Origin of the sequence: Yersinia aldovae 670-83 (assembly GCF_000834395.1) — a bacterium.
Classification (GTDB): domain Bacteria; phylum Pseudomonadota; class Gammaproteobacteria; order Enterobacterales; family Enterobacteriaceae; genus Yersinia; species Yersinia aldovae.
In genome coordinates this window covers 1835019-1853737 of record NZ_CP009781.1, presented here as the reverse complement: position 1 = coordinate 1853737, position 18719 = coordinate 1835019, and the positions used below count along the sequence as shown (strand labels likewise).

The window sequence follows — 18719 nt, the reverse complement described above, 5'->3', positions numbered from 1 at the left end:
TTAATATGGAAGTTATAGCTTATTTGGTTTTAGTGATTGCCGTTTCAATGTCGAGTCTGAGAAAATGGTAACCTTGAACGCTTTTTTTATTTTTTAATCCGACCTGGAGTAAAACATGTCCTCTCGTAAAGAGCTTGCCAACGCGATCCGCGCATTAAGCATGGACGCCGTGCAAAAAGCGAATTCCGGCCACCCCGGTGCCCCAATGGGCATGGCAGATATTGCAGAAGTTCTGTGGCGTGATTATCTGAACCATAACCCGACTAATCCACACTGGGCTGATCGCGACCGTTTCGTCTTGTCGAATGGTCACGGCTCCATGTTGATCTACAGCTTGCTGCATCTCACCGGTTATGATCTGCCGATGGAAGAGCTGAAAAACTTCCGTCAATTGCACTCTAAAACACCAGGGCACCCTGAGTACGGCTATACCGCTGGGGTAGAAACTACCACCGGGCCGCTGGGTCAGGGCGTTGCTAATGCGGTTGGTTTTGCCATTGCAGAACGCACGCTGGGCGCACAGTTTAACCGCCCTGGCCATGATGTTGTTGATCACCACACCTACGCATTTATGGGTGATGGCTGCATGATGGAAGGCATCTCGCACGAAGTTTGCTCACTGGCTGGTACCATGAAGCTGGGCAAATTGACCGCATTTTATGATGACAACGGCATCTCTATCGATGGTCATGTTGAAGGCTGGTTTACTGACGATACCGCTGCACGTTTCGAAGCTTATGGCTGGCATGTGGTTCGGAATGTTGATGGTCATAACGCTGATTCCATCAAAGCCGCCATCGAAGCCGCCCATAAAGTTACCGATAAACCATCACTACTGATGTGCAAAACCATTATCGGTTTTGGTTCACCGAAGAAAGCCGGCACTCATGATTCACATGGCGCACCATTAGGTGCTGACGAAGTTGCCGCTACCCGTGAAGCCTTGGGTTGGAAATACGCAGCATTTGAAATTCCACAGGATATCTATGCCGCGTGGGATGCTAAAGAAGCAGGTCAGGCAAAAGAATCGGCCTGGAACGAGAAGTTCGCCGCTTACGCTAAAGCATATCCAGAACTGGCCGCTGAATTCAAACGCCGTGTTAGCGGTGAGTTGCCAGCAAATTGGGCGACTGAATCCAAGAAGTTCATCGAAGAGTTACAAGCCAATCCGGCCAAAATTGCTAGCCGTAAAGCATCACAAAATGCGCTGGAAGCTTTCGGTAAAGTGTTGCCTGAATTCTTGGGTGGCTCCGCCGACCTGGCACCCAGCAACCTGACTATCTGGTCTGGTTCTAAGTCTTTGGGTGACGATCTGGCGGGTAACTACATTCACTACGGTGTGCGTGAATTTGGTATGTCCGCCATCATGAATGGTATCGCTCTGCACGGTGGTTTCATCCCTTACGGCGCAACCTTCCTGATGTTTGTGGAATATGCCCGTAACGCAGTGCGCATGGCTGCGCTGATGAAAATCCGCAGCATCTTTGTTTACACCCATGACTCTATCGGTCTGGGCGAAGATGGCCCAACCCATCAGCCGGTTGAGCAGATGGCAAGCTTGCGTGTGACACCAAACATGAGCACCTGGCGTCCATGTGATCAGGTTGAGTCTGCGGTAGCGTGGCAATATGCGCTGGAACGTAAAGACGGCCCAAGCGCACTGATCTTCTCTCGTCAGAACCTGGCACAACAGCCACGTGCTGCTGAGCAGTTAGCTAATATCTCTAAAGGCGCATATGTGCTGAAAGATTGTGCAGGCCAGCCTGAACTGATCTTTATTGCTACCGGTTCTGAAGTTGAATTGGCGGTTGCCGCTGCTGACCAACTGACTGCTGCTGGCCGTAAAGTCCGTGTTGTGTCTATGCCATCAACCGATGCATTCGACAAACAAGACGCGGCTTACCGTGAATCTGTATTGCCATCGGCTGTTAGCGCACGCGTTGCGGTTGAAGCCGGTATTGCAGATTACTGGTACAAATACGTTGGTCTGAATGGCGCTGTTGTGGGTATGCATTCCTTCGGTGAATCTGCCCCTGCGGAATTACTGTTCAAAGAGTTTGGTTTCACCCTGGAAAACGTAGTGGCTCAGGCTCAGGCGTTGTTGAAATAATTTTTGTTCAAACCGCAGGACGTTACCAGTGCTATCAATCGCTGTAAATAGTGATGAGAACCCCGGTAATGCACCTGTTAAAAGACCGCTTCGGCGGTCTTTTTTTTCGCCGATTGATGGATGAATTGTGCCCTTTATCAGGCAGATATTCCTTTTATGATTAGTTTGGTTTATTCTGGCTGAAGCGTTTCAGTCATAATTCACTTTCTCTTTCAGCACATTTCGCTGAGGAAAAAACCGGAAGTATTCTGGCCCAATTGTGATAAGACGATTAACATCTTAGGGTGCGGTGCAGTACGCTATGGGGTTGCATGATAATAACCAGCAGCAGGGAGTAACATGACAATCCGTATAGCGATAAATGGTTTCGGCCGCATTGGCCGGAGCGTTTTACGCGCATTGTATGAATCAGGTCGGCGGGCAGAAATTTCAGTGGTCGCAATCAATGAGTTAGCTAATGCAGAAGGGATGGCCCATCTGTTGAAGTATGACTCCAGCCACGGCCGCTTTGCCTGGGATGTTCGTCAGGAATGTGACAAATTATACGTTGGGGACGATATTATCCGGCTGATACATCAGCCAGAAATTGGGCAGTTACCCTGGGGTGAGTTAGGAATTGATGTGGTTCTGGATTGCAGCGGCGTTTATGGTAGCCGTGCCGATGGTGAGGCGCATTTAACCTCCGGTGCCAAAAAGGTGTTGTTTGCCCATCCCGGTGGTCATGATTTGGATGCGACGGTGGTGTATGGGGTTAATCATCTGGATTTACAGGCGAACCACCGAATTGTTTCCAACGCTTCCTGTACCACCAACTGCATTATTCCTATTATTCAGTTGTTGGATGATGCCTATGGGATTGAATCCGGCACGGTGACGACCATTCATTCATCAATGAATGACCAACCGGTTATTGATGCTTATCACCAGGATTTACGTCGTACCCGAGCCGCAAGCCAGTCGATTATTCCGGTTGATACCAAACTGGCAGCAGGGATTACCCGTATTTTTCCGAAGTTTTGTGACCGGTTTGAAGCCATCTCAGTAAGGGTGCCAACCATCAACGTCACGGCTATCGATTTAAGCGTCAGTGTGACAAACCCGGTTGGTGTCGCTGAGGTTAACCAGCTTTTGCAAAAGGCAGCAAGAGGTTCATTTCGTGGTATAGTTGACTATACGGAATTACCATTGGTGTCGACCGATTTTAACCATGATCCGCACAGTGCGATTGTCGATTGCACGCAGACGCGGGTCAGCGGGCAGCACCTGATTAAGACCTTGGTATGGTGCGATAACGAATGGGGTTTCGCCAATAGAATGTTGGATACGACATTGGCGATGGCCAGAAGTGGTTTCTAGTATGGCACGTTAACGTATTGATTTTTCGTGTTTTATTGCGATTTTATCAACGTTGATGTGCAGCTTATGCAACTTTAAAGAGAATCAACAAGAGGATTCACCATGTCTGTAATTAAGATGACCGATCTGAGTCTGGCAGGCCTTCGCGTGCTGATCCGTGCGGACCTCAATGTTCCGGTAAAAGATGGCAAAGTGACTTCTGATGCGCGTATCCGTGCATCTCTGCCGACGATTGAAGCGGCATTGAAGCAAGGCGCTAAAGTAATGGTTACCTCTCACTTGGGTCGCCCGACCGAAGGCGAGTACAACGAAGAGTTCTCCTTGCTGCCAGTGGTTAACTACCTGAAAGACAAATTGTCTGCTCCGGTGCGTTTGGCGAAAGACTATCTGGATGGCGTTGAAATTGCAGCTGGCGAGTTAGTGGTGCTGGAAAACGTTCGCTTTAACAAAGGCGAGAAGAAAGACGACGAAGCGCTGTCTAAGAAATATGCTGCACTGTGTGATGTGTATGTGATGGATGCGTTTGGTACTGCGCACCGTGCACAAGCCTCTACTCATGGTGTGGGTAAATTTGCCCCGATCGCCTGTGCTGGCCCGCTGTTGTCAGCCGAGCTGGAAGCCTTGGGCAAAGCACTGGGTAACCCAGCGCGTCCAATGGTTGCCATTGTAGGTGGTTCTAAAGTTTCAACCAAACTGACTGTATTGGGTGCTCTGTCTAAAATTGCAGACCAACTGATTGTTGGTGGCGGTATTGCCAATACCTTCGTTGCCGCTCAAGGCCACAATGTGGGTAAATCTCTGTATGAAGCAGACTTGATCCCAGAAGCAAAACGCCTGCTGGAAACGTGTGATATCCCCGTTCCTACCGATGTGCGTGTTGCAACCGAGTTCTCTGAAACTGCCGCTGCAACCCTCAAGCCGGCTAACCAAATCAAAGATGACGAGCAAATTCTGGACTTGGGCGACGAATCTGCGGAGCGTCTGGCTGAGATCCTGAAAAACGCCAAAACCATTCTGTGGAATGGCCCGGTTGGTGTGTTCGAGTTCCCTAACTTCCGTAAAGGGACCGAAATCGTGGCTCGTGCCATCGCAGAAAGCGACGCATTCTCTATCGCAGGCGGCGGTGACACTCTGGCAGCAATCGATCTGTTCGGTATTGCTGACAAAATCTCTTACATCTCCACCGGCGGCGGTGCATTCCTTGAGTTCGTAGAAGGGAAAAAACTGCCAGCGGTTGTGATGCTGGAAGAGCGCGCCAAGCAGTAATTTAGATAACGGGGGGCGAGAGCCGCCCGTTTCGCTTTTAGCTAATCGAGCCTGCGGGCTTTAGCTGGCGAAACCGATTTACATTTAGGGCCTATCCTCCCGGATAGCTGCTATCTTCAGTCGACGAAACAGGACAACGTACATGTCTAAAATTTTTGATTTCGTAAAACCAGGTGTCATCACAGGTGATGACGTTCAGAAAGTGTTCGCAGTAGCAAAAGAAAACAACTTTGCTCTGCCAGCAGTTAACTGTGTCGGCACCGACTCTATCAACGCAGTGCTGGAAACAGCAGCCAAAGTGCGTGCGCCGGTTATCGTGCAGTTCTCTAACGGTGGTGCTGCATTTATCGCAGGTAAAGGCGTTAAAGCAGAAGGTCAGGGTGCTGCAATTCTGGGCGCTATCTCTGGTGCGCACCATGTGCATCAGATGGCTGAACACTACGGTGTTCCAGTGATTCTGCATACTGACCATTGCGCCAAGAAATTGCTGCCTTGGTTAGACGGCTTGTTGGACGCAGGCGAGAAACATTTCGCAGCGACCGGCAAACCGCTGTTCTCTTCTCACATGATTGATTTGTCTGAAGAGTCCCTGGAAGAAAACATCGAAATCTGTAGCAAGTACCTGACTCGCATGGCGAAAATGGGTATGACGCTGGAGATCGAACTGGGTTGTACCGGTGGTGAAGAAGATGGCGTGGATAACAGCCATATGGACGCATCTTCACTGTACACTCAACCACAAGATGTTGATTATGCTTACGAAAAACTGAACGCTATCAGCCCACGTTTCACCATCGCTGCCTCTTTCGGTAACGTACACGGTGTTTACAAGCCAGGTAACGTGAAACTGACCCCAACTATTTTGCGTGATTCTCAGGATTATGTTTCCAAGAAACACAATCTGCCGCACAACAGCTTGAACTTCGTATTCCACGGCGGTTCAGGTTCTACTGCTGCTGAAATCAAAGAAGCGGTTAGCTACGGCGTAGTGAAAATGAATATCGACACCGATACCCAATGGGCAACGTGGGAAGGTATTCTGGGCTACTACAAAAAGAACGAAGCTTACCTGCAAGGCCAACTGGGTAACCCAGAAGGTGCTGACAAGCCGAACAAGAAATTCTACGATCCGCGTGCGTGGCTGCGTGCTGCACAGGTGACTATGGTCGCTCGTCTGGAAAAAGCATTTGAAGAACTGAACGCGAAAGACGTTCTGTAATTCAGCTCCGCTTTAAAAGACTAAAAGGCCCTGCGGGGCCTTTTTTCTTGTCTGAACTCTGCGATTAATCACGGCTATTTGTGCCACTATTTGCAGAATTGTCTGATATTTCAGAATTTAACCCTTTCTTCGAATTGGCAACGTTTCCTATTGTTCGTTACCCTAAGCAGGTTGTCTGGAGTGTTAGTCGGCATTTTTTATTCATTTTTATGTAATCTCTCCCGCTGGGAGCTTTTTGTAGGATGGTTTAAATGGAAGAATTAAACGTAGTTGATGGAATCAATAATGCGAGCACTTGGTTGGTGGATAACCAGGATCTGCTGATTCAATATGCGGTGAATGTCGTGGCCGCACTGATGATACTGACTGTCGGTTCAATTATCGCTAAAGTCGTATCACGGATGCTGGGCCGTGTCATGAAGTTACGTGGCATTGATGTCACCGTAGCTGATTTTCTGGCAGCAATGGCGCGCTACAGTATTCTGGCATTCACTATTGTTGCCGTTCTGGGGCGTCTTGGGGTGCAGACCGCGTCAGTTATTGCGGTTATCGGTGCTGCCGGTTTAGCTGTTGGTTTGGCGCTACAAGGCTCACTGTCCAACTTTGCCGCCGGTGTGCTGCTGGTGGCCTTCCGTCCGTTCAAAGCGGGCGAGTATGTTGATCTGGGTGGTGTCGCGGGTACGGTAGTGCAGGTGCAGATCTTCTCCACCACACTGCGGACGGTTGATGACAAAATCATTGTAGTGCCAAATGGTAAAATCATTGCCAACAACATCATCAATACCAGTCGTGAGCCGAACCGCCGCACCGACATGGTTATTGGTGTTGCCTATGACGCTGATATTGATGTGGTGAAGAAAGTGCTGGGTGACATCATTGCCGCAGATAAGCGCATCATGCATGACAACGGTGTCACGGTGCGTCTAAATGAGATGGCCGCGTCTTCCCTTAACTTCACCGTGCGCGTCTGGACAACTAATGGCGATGCGATGGAAGTGTATTGGGATCTGATGGAAAACTTCAAGCGCGCGCTGGATGCTCACAAAATTGGCATTCCTTACCCACAGATGGATGTGCATTTGCATCAGGTTGATAAAGCAGAATCTGCTCCGACAGCTTAGCTGCTGATAGCTAGTGAGTGAAGGGGTTACCGCACCTAGGGGCGCTCCGGCGACTCCGTCGCTATGACCCCAACGGCACGATTCCCCTTCAGTTGACTTTGCCAGTGGTCAATACGGGCTATTTTTAGCCCGTTTTTTCTCTTTTTCATTTATTTTTCTCCCGCATGAGCTTCAGTTTATTAATTATTAGTTTTTCTTATAGTAGATAAGAAATATCAATTTCCTCTGATGATTTTATCCCCGTACTATGCTGCTAATTGCTCTCATTTTCTCTCAGTTAGTTCTGAGTATTATTTAGAGGTAACAGTATGTTAGCTGTGTATTTACAGGGTTTTGTGCTTGGTGCTGCGATGATTTTACCCCTTGGGCCACAAAACGCTTTTGTGATGAATCAGGGCATAAAACGCCAGCACCATCTGATGAGTGCTTCTTTGTGCGCGTTGAGCGATATTATCTTAATTTGTGCCGGAATTTTTGGCGGTAGCGCCTTACTGAGCCGTTCCCCCTTGCTGTTGGCATTGGTTACCTGGGGTGGCGTAGCATTCTTGCTGTGGTATGGCTGGGGCGCGTTGAGGGCGGCATGGCGGGGAGCTGATGCCACATCAATGCTAGCCACCGGTGCACAGGGCCGCTGGCCGATAGTGATAACACTGCTGGCAGTGACCTGGCTGAATCCTCATGTCTATCTTGATACTTTCGTGGTGCTGGGCAGCCTGGGTGGGCAGCTTTTACCTGATGTGCGGCCGTGGTTTGCTTTTGGTGCGGTGAGCGCTTCGGTTACCTGGTTTTTTGCGCTGGCGTTGTTGGCGGCGTGGTTATCGCCGTGGCTTAACCGGCCAACCTCACAGCGAGTCATTAATTTACTGGTCGGCGGCGTGATGTGGTTTATCGCTTTTCAGTTAGCACGACAGGGATTGAACCTGTGAGTTTTTATCATTAATCCGAATCCCTAATTCAGTAAGATATGCTACGGTTGTCTTAGTTTTATTATGATTATCTTAGGAGGCACCGTGAAGTTGAAGACATTGGCTTTGGCCGCAATGATGGGATTAGGGACGTTACCTTTGGCGCTACAAGCTCAAGCTGCCGAAGTGCCAGAAGGGCCGCATGTTGTCACCTCCGGAACTGCCAGCGTTGATGCGACACCGGATATCGCGACCATCGCAATTGAAGTTAGCGTATCGTCCAAAGATGCTGCGGATGCGAAAAAACAGGTTGATACGCGGGTAGCGCAATATTTTGATTTTCTACGTAAAAACGGCATTGAAAAGAAAGATATCAATGCGGCTAACATTCGTACCCAGCCAGAATACGATTACCAGAAGACCGGCGAAGCCGTGCTGAAAGGCTACCGTGCGGTGCGTCAGGTGCAGGTAACACTGCGCCAACTGGATAAATTGAATGATTTACTGGATGGTGCGCTGAAATCGGGCCTAAATGAGATTCGTGCGGTGGAATTAGGAGTAGCAAACCCTGATGTTTACCGCGAACAGGCGCGTAAAAAAGCCATTGAGAATGCCATCACTCAGGCCGGTTCGTTGGCTGATGGATTTAAGGTGAAGTTGGGACCGGTATACAGCATCCGTTACCATGTTGCTAACTACCAGCCAATGCCGGTAGCCCGTATGTTCAAAAGTGCTGAAGCCGCTCCGGCAAGTGATGCAGCTCAAACCTACGAACAACAGACCATCCATTTTGATGATCAGGTTGACGTAGTATTTGAGCTGAAAACCAGTGCCAACACGCCTGCTACCGCTGCGAAATAAGCTAGTCTTGCCGTAATACCTGACGCCCGTGAGATAACAGGGCGTCAGTCACCTTTCTCATCGTCCGGCTTTCTGGTGCGAATCGATGCCAGAACAGCATTCGCCGCTGCAATAGCCCCGGCGTCAGATTAATCAATTCGCCAGATGCCAACTCTTTTTCAATTTGCAGATGCGGGATCATACAGCAGGTGGTTCCCTGCCTTGCTAACTGCACAAAGGCTTCGGAAGAGTTAACAATATGGCAGGGTACGCTGCCCGGTGACAAATCGAAATTCTGCTGTAAAAACGCCTGATGCATATCATCCAAATGGTCAAAGGCTACGGCTGGCGCTTTCAGCAATGCCGAGCGGGTCACGCCATTGGGGAAATAACGATCTGCAAACGGTTTTGATGCAACAAACAGGTAATCCAGTGCGCCGAGTTGATCAACCAGGCAACTTGGCAGCGGTTGTGGTTGGATACTGACAGCCCCCACCACTTCACCCCGACGTAACCGCTCTTGCGTTCGGGTCTCATCCTCGACTTGCAAATTCAGCCGAATAGGGGAGTCTACCAGCACCGGTTTCAGCGCAGGGAGCAGCCAGGTCGCCAGACTGTCGGCGTTGACTGCCAATGACAGTAACAGCGGCGTATCGCCACCGTTATCATTGCCAAGCCACTCTTCTTCCAGCAGTTCAACCTGATGCAGCAAAGCGAGCAACTTCTGCCCCTGTTCAGTCGGGCGGGGAGGCACCGTGCGCACCAGTAGCGGTTGACCGAACAGATTTTCCAACTGCTTAATGCGTTGAGACACTGCCGATTGGGTGATGCAAAGTTTTTGTGCCGCGCGTTCAAAGCCGCGCTCACGGATCACCGCGTCCAGCGCTTGTAGCGTTCGGTAGTCTGGGCGTTTCATCGGAGTCATCTCTCCAAATATTTAAGTTAATACCGCACTATGCCACATTTTGATCATTTTTCTATGTTGGAATGCAGATAGGCCCGCCACAAATAAACTGACGAAACTGTGATCCAGCTAAAATTAACCACCCCGCAGGCAGGCTTTATTGCGACGTTTTATCACGTATATGCTCTATAATGACGTCAGGTTTTCTTTCACATCAAGGCGTGAACTTACCATGACTCAGGATGAACTTAAAAAAGCAGTGGGCTGGGCTGCGTTGGAGTATGTCACACCCGGCACTATCGTTGGGGTGGGTACTGGCTCCACTGCGGCACATTTTATTGATGCTCTCGGCTCGATTAAACATCAGATAGAAGGGGCTGTTTCCAGCTCGGATGCCTCTACCGCTAAGTTGAAAAGTTTAGGTATTCAGGTATTTGATTGCAATGAAGTCGATGTACTGGATATCTATGTCGATGGCGCTGATGAAATTAACGGCCAGATGCAGATGATCAAAGGCGGCGGTGCGGCACTGACCCGCGAGAAAATCATTGCCGCCATTGCCCGTAAGTTTATTTGCATCGCAGATGCATCGAAACAGGTTGATGTGCTGGGCAGGTTCCCGCTGCCGGTTGAAGTTATTCCGATGGCGCGTTCTTATGTTGCTCGCGAACTGGTGAAATTGGGTGGGTTACCGGAATATCGCCAGAATGTGCTGACCGATAACGGTAACGTTATTTTGGATGTGCACAATCTGACTATTCTGGATGCCATTGCGCTTGAAAATAAAATCAATGGTATTGCCGGGGTGGTCACCGTTGGGCTGTTTGCTAATCGTGGCGCTGATGTGGCACTGATTGGTACTGCTGATGGCGTTAGAACCATCATAGCAAAGTGATCGGTTAAATGGCTTCAGGATGAGGTTTAGACGCTTTATCCTGATGATTTTTTGCCTTTAAGTCTCTTTTCTTTAAATGGCTAAATTTGGTGATATATATCACATTTCGCCATTTCATTTCATTAACCTGCCATTAACGCTATTTTTGTCAGTCTTTTCTTCCATAAATTAACATCCACACTGATGGTTATGCTGACAGCCAGGCAATCGTTTGTATTGCTGCCGGCGTAATATTTGTTATGTTGACAGGGTGCTGACCGGATTCATTCGATAGCGGCAGCCACATCTGAAGTCTGAAAATAGGGTCGGGGACATGGCAAAAGTATCATTGGAGAAAGACAGAATTAAGTTTCTGTTAGTGGAAGGGGTTCACCAGAGCACGGTTGATAATCTGCGTGCAGCCGGTTATAGCAATATTGAATACCATAAAGGTGCCTTAGACACCGAATCACTGAAAGCATCGATTAAAGATGCTCACTTCATCGGCATTCGATCGCGCACGCATCTGTCCGAAGAAGTCTTTGCGGCAGCAGAAAAATTGGTCGCAGTGGGTTGCTTCTGTATCGGTACCAATCAGGTTGATTTAAATGCCGCGACCAAGCGTGGCGTGCCGGTATTCAACGCGCCTTTCTCCAATACCCGTTCAGTGGCCGAAATGGTGCTGGGTGAGTTACTGCTGATGTTCCGTGGCATTCCATCGGCAAATGCTAAAGCGCACCGTGGTGAGTGGAATAAACTGGCCGTCGGCTCCTATGAAGCTCGCGGTAAAAAGCTCGGTATTATCGGTTACGGTCATATCGGGACTCAGTTGGGGATTCTGGCTGAAAGTGTCGGGCTGAAGGTGTTTTTTTACGATATTGAAAACAAGTTATCCTTGGGCAATGCGCAGCAGGTTCGCCACCTGTCAGACTTATTGAATATGAGTGATGTGGTTAGCCTGCATGTGCCGGAGAATCATTCCACCAAGAATATGATTGGCCGTGAAGAATTGGCATTAATGAAGCCGGGTGCCCTCCTGATTAATGCCTCACGCGGCACGGTGGTTGATATCGCGGCGCTGTGCGATGCTTTAGCGAGTAATCACTTGGCTGGCGCGGCCATTGATGTGTTCCCTGAAGAACCTGCCACCAATAAAGATCCGTTTAATTCGCCGTTGTGCGAGTTCGATAATGTGTTATTGACTCCGCATATCGGTGGTTCTACTCAGGAAGCGCAGGAAAACATCGGTGATGAAGTGGCTGGTAAACTGGCGAAATATTCCGACAACGGTTCAACGTTATCGGCGGTGAATTTCCCTGAGGTTTCTCTGCCCGCGCATGGTGATAATACCCGCCGCCTGCTGCATATTCATGAAAACCGTCCGGGTATTCTAACCAGTATTAACAAAATTTTTGCTGAACAAAACGTCAACATTGCGGCGCAATATTTGCAAACCAGCGCTGAAATCGGTTACGTCGTTATTGATGTTGAAACGGATGATGCAGAAAATGCAGAGAAAGCATTACTGGCGATGAAAGCAATTCCAGGAACTATCCGTGCGCGTTTACTTTACTAATGAGTAAAACATCACTGGCGAATGGTGCCTGATAACCCGGTATCTGCGGATACCGGGTTTTTTATTTATTATCGCGGGACTTTAATTAATCCACTGCCACACTTTGGCTGGTGTCACAATTTCAGGTAACGGCACATCCCACAGCTCAGATGGTAAGTGATCTACCCATTGGCAATCATGGGCCAGGCCAATAGGATATGGGCCATCATGTTGCCAGTGTTGCAGTGTACGGTCATAAAACCCTCCACCCATCCCTAAACGTTGCCCGTGGCTATCAAACGCCACCAGCGGGGTTATCACCACATCTAACCGGTTTAGGGGCAACACGTCGCGTACATCTAATGGTGGTTCAAGAATTTTAAGGCGATTGCGAATGAGCGGGCTATCAGGCTGATAACGCAGGAACAGCAAATTACCGGGGCTGAAGGGATGAAGTACGGGCAAATAAACCTGTTTTTTCTGCTGCCACAATAGCTTAATAACCGGGCCGGTATCTAACTCGCCATCAAAAGAGAGAAATACGGCAACAGTGTTGGCCTGCTGAATTCGGTAATGGGAAGCAATGCGTTTTGCTGCGAGATTGGCAGAATGCTGTTGTTGTTCTGGAGTTAAAACACGCCGACGCTCACGTATTTCGCCGCGAATTCTTTGCCGTTCAAGGGCATGTTGCGGATTCAAATGCATGTTATCGATTCAAGAGTATATAGTTGATTCATATGACATGTTATTGATTAAGGTAGGCAAAGAGCTGCCACTAGTCAGACTGAATGTAATAACCGTTGGAATACAGGTTATCCGTTAAAGAGGGGATCTCCGAGATGCCGCCGCAGGCTGTAACCCTTGAACCCATGGTTCAAGGTGAACGCAGCGTCGCAACCTTAAGGCTTCTCGGCGGACCGAGCATGCGCACCAGTTACGGAGTCACTACATTCTGTTGGTATTAAATATCGGCTCAGGGGACTGGCCCGCTGGCAAACACCTCAGAGAAATTTTTTACTCACTGCTGAATCTATCACTCAACAGAGATTTATTCAAACTGTGCATCCTGACGTTCAGAGATGCGACCCTGTTCAAGCAATGCTTGTTCAATGGTCTGTTGTAACATCCGAATACGTTGCTCCATATTGGATGCATAGTCACGGGTTTTCAACCTTTCCTGAGCCAATTCGTGACACACATTCAATGCCGCGATAAAAACTAACTGCTCAGTATTGGTGACTCTAGTGCGAACTTTAAGATCTTGCAACCGTTGGTTAAGATCTTCTGCAGCCATGTTCAACGCATCTTGTTGTTCTGGCGGACAATTGACTCTTAACGAGCGACCAAAAATTTGAATATCTACCGGTTGTGCAGACATGCCACCTTCCTGACTAATTTTCGCGCCAGCCCTGCAAACCAGAGGCAAAATGCTCGTAGCTACAAAGCGGGCGTCACTATATATACCTTGATACCAAGATTCAACCCCTAATCCCCATAGGGTATAGCGTGTTGCGTTTTCTGGTATAGCGACCTTTCTTGGTGGTAGCATAACACGAACTTATCCTGCCAACGATGACCAATACGCATGTCTATAGAGAATACATTACCAACTTACCAATCACTTGCCCTGGCATTGAACCAGCAGGCAGAGTGGCACTCACCCCTGCTGAAATGCATGGCCTGATCAGCGGTATGCTGTGTGGTGGCAGTAAAGACAATGGCTGGCAGACGCTGGTGCATGATCTGACTAACGAAGGTGTCGCCTTCCCACAAGCGCTCAGTTTACCGTTACAACAGTTACATGAAGCAACACAAGAAGCATTGGAGAACGAAGGTTTTATGTTCCAGTTGCTTCTCCCTGAAGGGGAAGATGCCACGGTATTTGATCGTGCAGATGCCCTTTCTGGCTGGGTAAATCACTTTCTGCTGGGGCTGGGGATGCTGCAACCCAAGCTGGCTCAGGTGAAAGATGAAGTGGGCGAAGCCATTGATGACCTGCGTAATATTGCCCAATTAGGTTACGACGAAGATGAAGATCAAGAAGAACTGGCGCAATCCTTAGAAGAAGTTCTCGAATATGTACGTGTAGCCGCGATTTTATGTCATATCGAATTCACTCGACAAAAGCCGACAGCTCCAGAAGTGCGCAAGCCAACGTTACATTAATTTAAAGCGTGTAATATATTGAATTCAGGTGATTAAATTCGGCAATTTCAGGAGGGTGTGATGACTCAACAAGAATACCAGAACCGCCGTCAGGCGTTGTTAGCGAAGATGGCGGTGGGCAGTGCAGCCCTGTTTTTTGCCGCGCCTGAGGCTACGCGCAGTGCGGACTCTGAATATCCTTATCGGCAGAACAGCGATTTTAGCTATCTGACCGGGTTCAATGAGCCACAAGCGGTATTGATTCTGGTAAAAAGCGATGAGAGCCATAACCACAGCGTGCTGTTTAACCGGGTGCGGGATTTAACCGCTGAAATCTGGTTTGGCCGCCGTTTAGGGCAAGATGCCGCCCCCGCTAAGTTGGGTGTTGACCGCGCACTCCCTTTCGATGAAATCGACGAACAACTCTATTTACTGCTTAATCGCCTTGATGTGATTTATCACGCGCAGGGGCAATATGCTTATGCGGATAAAATCGTTTTCGCCGCGCTGGAAAGATTACGTAACGGTTTTCGTAAAAATCTGCGCGCACCTGCAACCTTAACTGACTGGCGGCCCTGGCTGCACGAAATGCGCCTGTTTAAGTCAGAAGAAGAAATTACCATGATGCGCCGCGCTGGTGAAATAAGTGCGCAAGCCCATACCCGCGCGATGGAAAAGTGCCGCCCTGGTATGTTTGAGTATCAATTGGAAGGGGAAATTCTGCATGAATTTACCCGCCACGGCGCGCGTTATCCCGCCTATAACACTATCGTTGGTGGCGGTGAAAACGGCTGTATTCTGCATTACACTGAAAATGAGTGTGAACTGCGCGATGGCGAATTGGTGCTGATTGATGCGGGTTGTGAATATCAGGGCTATGCCGGTGATATCACTCGCACCTTCCCGGTTAGCGGTAAATTCACGCCAGCTCAGCGCGAAATTTATGACATCGTACTGGCGTCAATTAACAAAGCTCTGGAATTGTACCGGCCTGGCACCAGTATTCGCGAAGTGACCGAACAAGTGGTGCGCATCATGGTTGCCGGTCTGGTGACGCTGGGTATCCTGAAAGGGGATGTCGAGCAGCTCATTGCCGAGCAAGCACATCGGCCTTTCTTTATGCACGGCCTGAGCCACTGGCTGGGGTTGGATGTGCATGATGTCGGCGATTATATCAATAGTGACCGTGGTCGTATTCTGGAACCGGGTATGGTGCTGACCATTGAACCGGGTCTGTATATCGCGCCAGATGCTGATGTGCCGTCGAAATACCGTGGCATTGGTATTCGTATTGAAGATGATATTGTTATCACTGCTGATGGCAATGAGAACCTGACCGCCAGTGTGGTCAAAGATCCCGATGCCATTGAAGCACTGATGGCGGCGGCGAGATAACGGATGAGTGTAATCATTGTGGGTGGCGGCATGGCCGGTGCAACACTGGCGCTGGCTATATCCTCTCTTACTCAGGGGAGGGTTCCCGTTGCTTTGGTTGAAGCACAGTTGCCTGCAAGCCGGCAACATCCGGGTTTTGATGCCAGAGCGATTGCACTGGCGCAGGGCACCTGTCAGCAATTGGAGCGCATCGGTATCTGGTCGTCGCTGGCTGACTGCGCCACCGCGATCAAACATGTGCATGTCAGTGATAGCGGCCATGCCGGTTTTGTGAACTTACGCGCGGCAGATTATCGTGTTCCGGCGTTGGGCAATGTTATCGAGCTGCATGAGGCAGGGCAGCGGCTATTTACGTTGCTGAACAACGCGCCAGGAGTGACACTGCATTGCCCGGCAACCGTGGTTGATGTGGTTCGTCGCGCGGAATCAGCCAGTGTCACGCTGGATAACGGGCAGCAACTAAGTGCCAAATTACTGGTGGCCGCTGATGGTTCTCACTCGGTGCTGGCGCGCACCTGTAATATTCAATGGCAACAGCAGGACTACCAGCAGGTTGCGGTGATAGCCAATGTCACCACCGCTCAATTGCCTAATGGACGTGCATTTGAGCGCTTTACTCGCCACGGGCCGTTGGCATTATTGCCGATGTCTGAAGGGCGCAGCTCTCTGGTCTGGTGTCATGCCAAACAAGACCAACAACGGGTTGACAGTTGGGATGATGCCCGCTTTGTCGCGGAGTTGCAGCAAGCCTTCGGTTGGCGGTTAGGGAGGATCCTCCATGCGGGTAAACGCCATAGCTACCCGTTGCAGTTACTCACGGCCTCACGCCATGTCAGCCACCGTTTGGCGCTGGTGGGCAATGCCGCACAAACGCTGCATCCGATCGCCGGTCAGGGCTTTAATCTGGGCCTGCGCGATGTAATATCGTTAGCTGAAACAGTTGCTCAGGCAGAGCGTGATCCCGGCGATTATGCCGTGCTTGCCCAATATCAGCAGCGCCGTCAGCCGGATCAACAAGCGACTGTTGGTGTGACCGATGGTTTAATTCGCTTGTTTGCCAACCGCTATGGGCCGCTGGTGGTTGGCCGCAATCTTGCGCTGATGTCAATGGAACAGTTGCCTGCAATACGTGATACTTTTGCGCGGCAGACATTGGGGTGGGTTAAGCGTTAGTTTTACCCGTCATCTTTTACGTTGCAGGTGTGTTGGCTGTGCTTAATAACCCGAATCACTTACAGGTGTAAGCTCTGCGGGATTAATGAACCTCATCGCTGAAGCTCACCCTGCGGGCAGTATAAATGCTGTTCAAATCGGTTCTCGACCGATTTGTATCTCGCTTGCCGCGTTCCTGCATCGAGAAGTTTATAGGGTAAATGAAGTTCATATTTTTATGGGATATATCTCGGTATGCAATCATATGACGTGGTAATCGCCGGCGGCGGAATGGTCGGTCTGGCACTGGCCTGTGGGCTACAAGGCAGCGGGTTGCGCATTGCTATTATTGAGCATCAGCCGATAGTGGAGCCGTTATCTGCACCGGTAGCGGGGGCGTTGGCGCTTCGTGTCTCGGCGATCAATGCTGCCAGTGAGCGCTTACTGCAAAAAATTGGTGTATGGGAGAATATCTTAGCCCTGCGTGCCAGCCCTTATAGTGGAATGGAAGTATGGGACCAAGACAGTTTTGGTAAAATTGCTTTCCATGCCGATGAATATGGTTTCAGTCATCTCGGTCATATCATTGAAAATCGGGTGATCCAGCAGGCGTTATGGCAGCGTGCCAGTCAACTGGCTGATGTCACCCTGCTGGCACCTGCGAGCCTTAAACAGGTGGCTTGGGGTGAAAGCGAAGCCTTTATCACTTTAACAGATGACCGAATGCTAAGTGCCAAACTGGTGGTGGGGGCAGATGGGGCTAACTCCTGGTTGCGCCAACATGCGGATATCCCGCTGACATTTTGGGATTATGCCCACCATGCGTTGGTAGCAACCATTCGCACGGAAGAGGCTCATCAAGCCACCGCTCGTCAAGTCTTTCATGGTGATGGTATTTTGGCTTTTCTGCCGTTTAGTGACCCACACCTTTGCTCGATAGTTTGGTCATTATCCCCTGAGCGCGCCGCCGAGTTATCCGCGCTGCCCGCCGAGCAGTTTAACCGCGAGTTGGGAATGGCATTTGATCTGCGTTTGGGGCAATGTCAGCTTGAAAGTGAGCGGCAGACTTTCCCGCTGGCGGGGCGTTATGCCCGCAGCTTTGCTGCACACCGACTGGCGCTGGTGGGGGATGCCGCCCATACCGTGCATCCGTTGGCCGGGCTGGGGGTTAATCTGGGCTTTATGGATGCCGCTGAGCTGGTTTCTGAACTACGCCGCTTGCAGCGTCAGGGCAAAGATATCGGTCAGCATCTTTATCTGCGCCGCTATGAGCGCCGCCGTAAACACAGTGCCGCGATGATGCTAGCCAGTATGCAGGGTTTCCGCTCCCTGTTTGCGGGCAGTAATCCGGCTAAAAAACTACTGCGTGATATTGGCTTAACGCTGGCTGATAACTTGCCAGGGGTCAAACCTCAATTGGTGCGCCAGGCGATGGGGTTAAGTGATTTACCCGATTGGCTCGACGAATAATCTTGTACCCGCTAACACCCACCTTCAGTTGAAATAATCTAATTTCAACCTGCTTTTCGCATTAGTTTTTTTCACTCATGGCCAAAACCTGATAAGTTGAATCTGACAGGGTTTTGGTTATTCGGTTATATAACATCGCTATTTTTACGGTTTAATTGTTAATTATGTGCCTCTGTGCGCAGTTTTACAGTGGAAAACTCTGCACAATACCCTTGTTTTTTGCCTGCTGCCTGCGTGTTATCGCCTATTTTAGCTTATGGTTCCCTGATGGATTCGGTGATAACGTTGGGCAAAGGGTATCGTTTGCGTAGGCCCGTCATACTGCAACCCGAATTATCGAGGGTATAAGCCTGTTTATGGTGAGTTAGCGTACTGATATCAGACACTCATGACATGTTATTCCTAAC

The 18719-nt window shown here is 49.6% G+C and carries 15 protein-coding genes, 1 other RNA gene and 1 pseudogene; 13 read left to right on the top strand and 4 right to left on the bottom strand.

Annotated features, from left to right (window positions below; all coding sequences use genetic code 11):
• Positions 1–115 precede the first annotated feature (115 nt).
• From tkt to AT01_RS08495, 7 genes are all read left to right on the top strand, one after another.
• A complete protein-coding gene (gene tkt, locus AT01_RS08525) occupies positions 116–2110 on the top strand; it encodes a transketolase (RefSeq protein WP_042546830.1) in 1995 nt (664 codons plus the stop codon).
• Positions 2111–2449: 339 nt separating this feature from the next.
• Positions 2450–3466 carry an erythrose-4-phosphate dehydrogenase gene (epd, locus tag AT01_RS08520; RefSeq protein ID WP_042546829.1) on the top strand — a complete coding sequence of 339 codons (1017 nt, stop codon included), beginning with the start codon at positions 2450–2452 and terminating at the stop codon, positions 3464–3466.
• A gap of 102 nt (positions 3467–3568) precedes the next feature.
• Entirely contained in the window at positions 3569–4732 is a 1164-nt protein-coding gene (pgk, locus tag AT01_RS08515; protein WP_042546828.1) for a phosphoglycerate kinase, read from the top strand.
• Between the two features lie 142 nt (positions 4733–4874).
• Complete coding sequence (fbaA, locus tag AT01_RS08510) at positions 4875–5951, top strand: class II fructose-bisphosphate aldolase (RefSeq protein WP_004703478.1); 1077 nt, start codon at positions 4875–4877, stop codon at positions 5949–5951.
• 251 nt (positions 5952–6202) lie between these two features.
• Positions 6203–7072 carry a small-conductance mechanosensitive channel MscS gene (gene mscS, locus AT01_RS08505; RefSeq protein WP_042546827.1) on the top strand — a complete coding sequence of 290 codons (870 nt, stop codon included), beginning with the start codon at positions 6203–6205 and terminating at the stop codon, positions 7070–7072.
• A 308-nt stretch (positions 7073–7380) separates the two neighbouring features.
• On the top strand, positions 7381–7998 hold the full coding sequence (gene argO, locus AT01_RS08500; RefSeq protein ID WP_042546826.1) for an arginine exporter ArgO: 618 nt from the start codon (positions 7381–7383) through the stop codon (positions 7996–7998).
• Between the two features lie 84 nt (positions 7999–8082).
• A complete protein-coding gene (locus tag AT01_RS08495) occupies positions 8083–8838 on the top strand; it encodes an oxidative stress defense protein (RefSeq protein ID WP_042546825.1) in 756 nt (251 codons plus the stop codon).
• Between the two features lies 1 nt (position 8839).
• Here the strand turns inward: AT01_RS08495 and AT01_RS08490 are convergent, their stop codons facing one another.
• Positions 8840–9733 (bottom strand): LysR family transcriptional regulator ArgP, encoded by an 894-nt coding sequence (locus tag AT01_RS08490; RefSeq protein WP_042546824.1) that lies wholly within the window; start codon positions 9731–9733, stop codon positions 8840–8842.
• Between the two features lie 220 nt (positions 9734–9953).
• Here AT01_RS08490 and rpiA point away from each other — a divergent pair, with 220 nt between their 5' ends.
• Both rpiA and serA read left to right on the top strand, forming a co-directional pair.
• Entirely contained in the window at positions 9954–10616 is a 663-nt protein-coding gene (gene rpiA / locus AT01_RS08485; RefSeq protein ID WP_004703465.1) for a ribose-5-phosphate isomerase RpiA, read from the top strand.
• A gap of 313 nt (positions 10617–10929) precedes the next feature.
• Positions 10930–12171, top strand: coding sequence for a phosphoglycerate dehydrogenase (gene serA, locus AT01_RS08480; protein ID WP_042546823.1), 1242 nt, complete (start codon positions 10930–10932; stop codon positions 12169–12171).
• 81 nt (positions 12172–12252) lie between these two features.
• Here the strand turns inward: serA and AT01_RS08475 are convergent, their stop codons facing one another.
• The 3 genes from AT01_RS08475 to zapA all read right to left on the bottom strand — a co-directional run bounded on the left by AT01_RS08475 (position 12253) and on the right by zapA (position 13528).
• Positions 12253–12855 carry a 5-formyltetrahydrofolate cyclo-ligase gene (locus AT01_RS08475; protein WP_042546822.1) on the bottom strand — a complete coding sequence of 201 codons (603 nt, stop codon included), beginning with the start codon at positions 12853–12855 and terminating at the stop codon, positions 12253–12255.
• A gap of 122 nt (positions 12856–12977) precedes the next feature.
• Positions 12978–13161, bottom strand: a non-coding RNA gene (ssrS, locus tag AT01_RS20685) — 6S RNA.
• Between the two features lie 37 nt (positions 13162–13198).
• A complete protein-coding gene (zapA, locus tag AT01_RS08470; RefSeq protein ID WP_004706812.1) occupies positions 13199–13528 on the bottom strand; it encodes a cell division protein ZapA in 330 nt (109 codons plus the stop codon).
• A gap of 207 nt (positions 13529–13735) precedes the next feature.
• Between zapA and AT01_RS08465 the strand changes: the two are divergent.
• The 4 genes and pseudogenes from AT01_RS08465 to ubiI all read left to right on the top strand — a co-directional run bounded on the left by AT01_RS08465 (position 13736) and on the right by ubiI (position 18312).
• Positions 13736–14316 (top strand): annotated as a pseudogene (locus AT01_RS08465) (YecA/YgfB family protein).
• A 60-nt stretch (positions 14317–14376) separates the two neighbouring features.
• Positions 14377–15690, top strand: coding sequence for a Xaa-Pro aminopeptidase (gene pepP, locus AT01_RS08460; protein WP_042546821.1), 1314 nt, complete (start codon positions 14377–14379; stop codon positions 15688–15690).
• A 3-nt stretch (positions 15691–15693) separates the two neighbouring features.
• Positions 15694–16863 (top strand): 2-octaprenyl-6-methoxyphenyl hydroxylase, encoded by a 1170-nt coding sequence (gene ubiH / locus AT01_RS08455; RefSeq protein WP_042546820.1) that lies wholly within the window; start codon positions 15694–15696, stop codon positions 16861–16863.
• 234 nt (positions 16864–17097) lie between these two features.
• Positions 17098–18312: an FAD-dependent 2-octaprenylphenol hydroxylase gene (gene ubiI / locus AT01_RS08450; RefSeq protein WP_042546819.1), complete on the top strand. Its 1215-nt coding sequence runs from the start codon at positions 17098–17100 to the stop codon at positions 18310–18312.
• The last annotated feature ends 407 nt before the right edge of the window (positions 18313–18719 follow it).

What these genes read in the sequence shown, in the direction of transcription:
- pepP (WP_042546821.1), top strand. Translation starts at nt 14,377, where the DNA reads ATGACTCAACAAGAATACCAGAACCGCCGTCAGGCGTTGTTAGCGAAG.
- rpiA (WP_004703465.1), top strand. Translation starts at nt 9,954, where the DNA reads ATGACTCAGGATGAACTTAAAAAAGCAGTGGGCTGGGCTGCGTTGGAG.
- tkt (WP_042546830.1), top strand. Translation starts at nt 116, where the DNA reads ATGTCCTCTCGTAAAGAGCTTGCCAACGCGATCCGCGCATTAAGCATG.
- zapA (WP_004706812.1), bottom strand. Translation starts at nt 13,528, where the DNA reads ATGTCTGCACAACCGGTAGATATTCAAATTTTTGGTCGCTCGTTAAGA.
- serA (WP_042546823.1), top strand. Translation starts at nt 10,930, where the DNA reads ATGGCAAAAGTATCATTGGAGAAAGACAGAATTAAGTTTCTGTTAGTG.
- pgk (WP_042546828.1), top strand. Translation starts at nt 3,569, where the DNA reads ATGTCTGTAATTAAGATGACCGATCTGAGTCTGGCAGGCCTTCGCGTG.
- ubiI (WP_042546819.1), top strand. Translation starts at nt 17,098, where the DNA reads ATGCAATCATATGACGTGGTAATCGCCGGCGGCGGAATGGTCGGTCTG.
- AT01_RS08490 (WP_042546824.1), bottom strand. Translation starts at nt 9,733, where the DNA reads ATGAAACGCCCAGACTACCGAACGCTACAAGCGCTGGACGCGGTGATC.
- fbaA (WP_004703478.1), top strand. Translation starts at nt 4,875, where the DNA reads ATGTCTAAAATTTTTGATTTCGTAAAACCAGGTGTCATCACAGGTGAT.
- AT01_RS08475 (WP_042546822.1), bottom strand. Translation starts at nt 12,855, where the DNA reads ATGCATTTGAATCCGCAACATGCCCTTGAACGGCAAAGAATTCGCGGC.
- ubiH (WP_042546820.1), top strand. Translation starts at nt 15,694, where the DNA reads ATGAGTGTAATCATTGTGGGTGGCGGCATGGCCGGTGCAACACTGGCG.
- argO (WP_042546826.1), top strand. Translation starts at nt 7,381, where the DNA reads ATGTTAGCTGTGTATTTACAGGGTTTTGTGCTTGGTGCTGCGATGATT.
- epd (WP_042546829.1), top strand. Translation starts at nt 2,450, where the DNA reads ATGACAATCCGTATAGCGATAAATGGTTTCGGCCGCATTGGCCGGAGC.
- mscS (WP_042546827.1), top strand. Translation starts at nt 6,203, where the DNA reads ATGGAAGAATTAAACGTAGTTGATGGAATCAATAATGCGAGCACTTGG.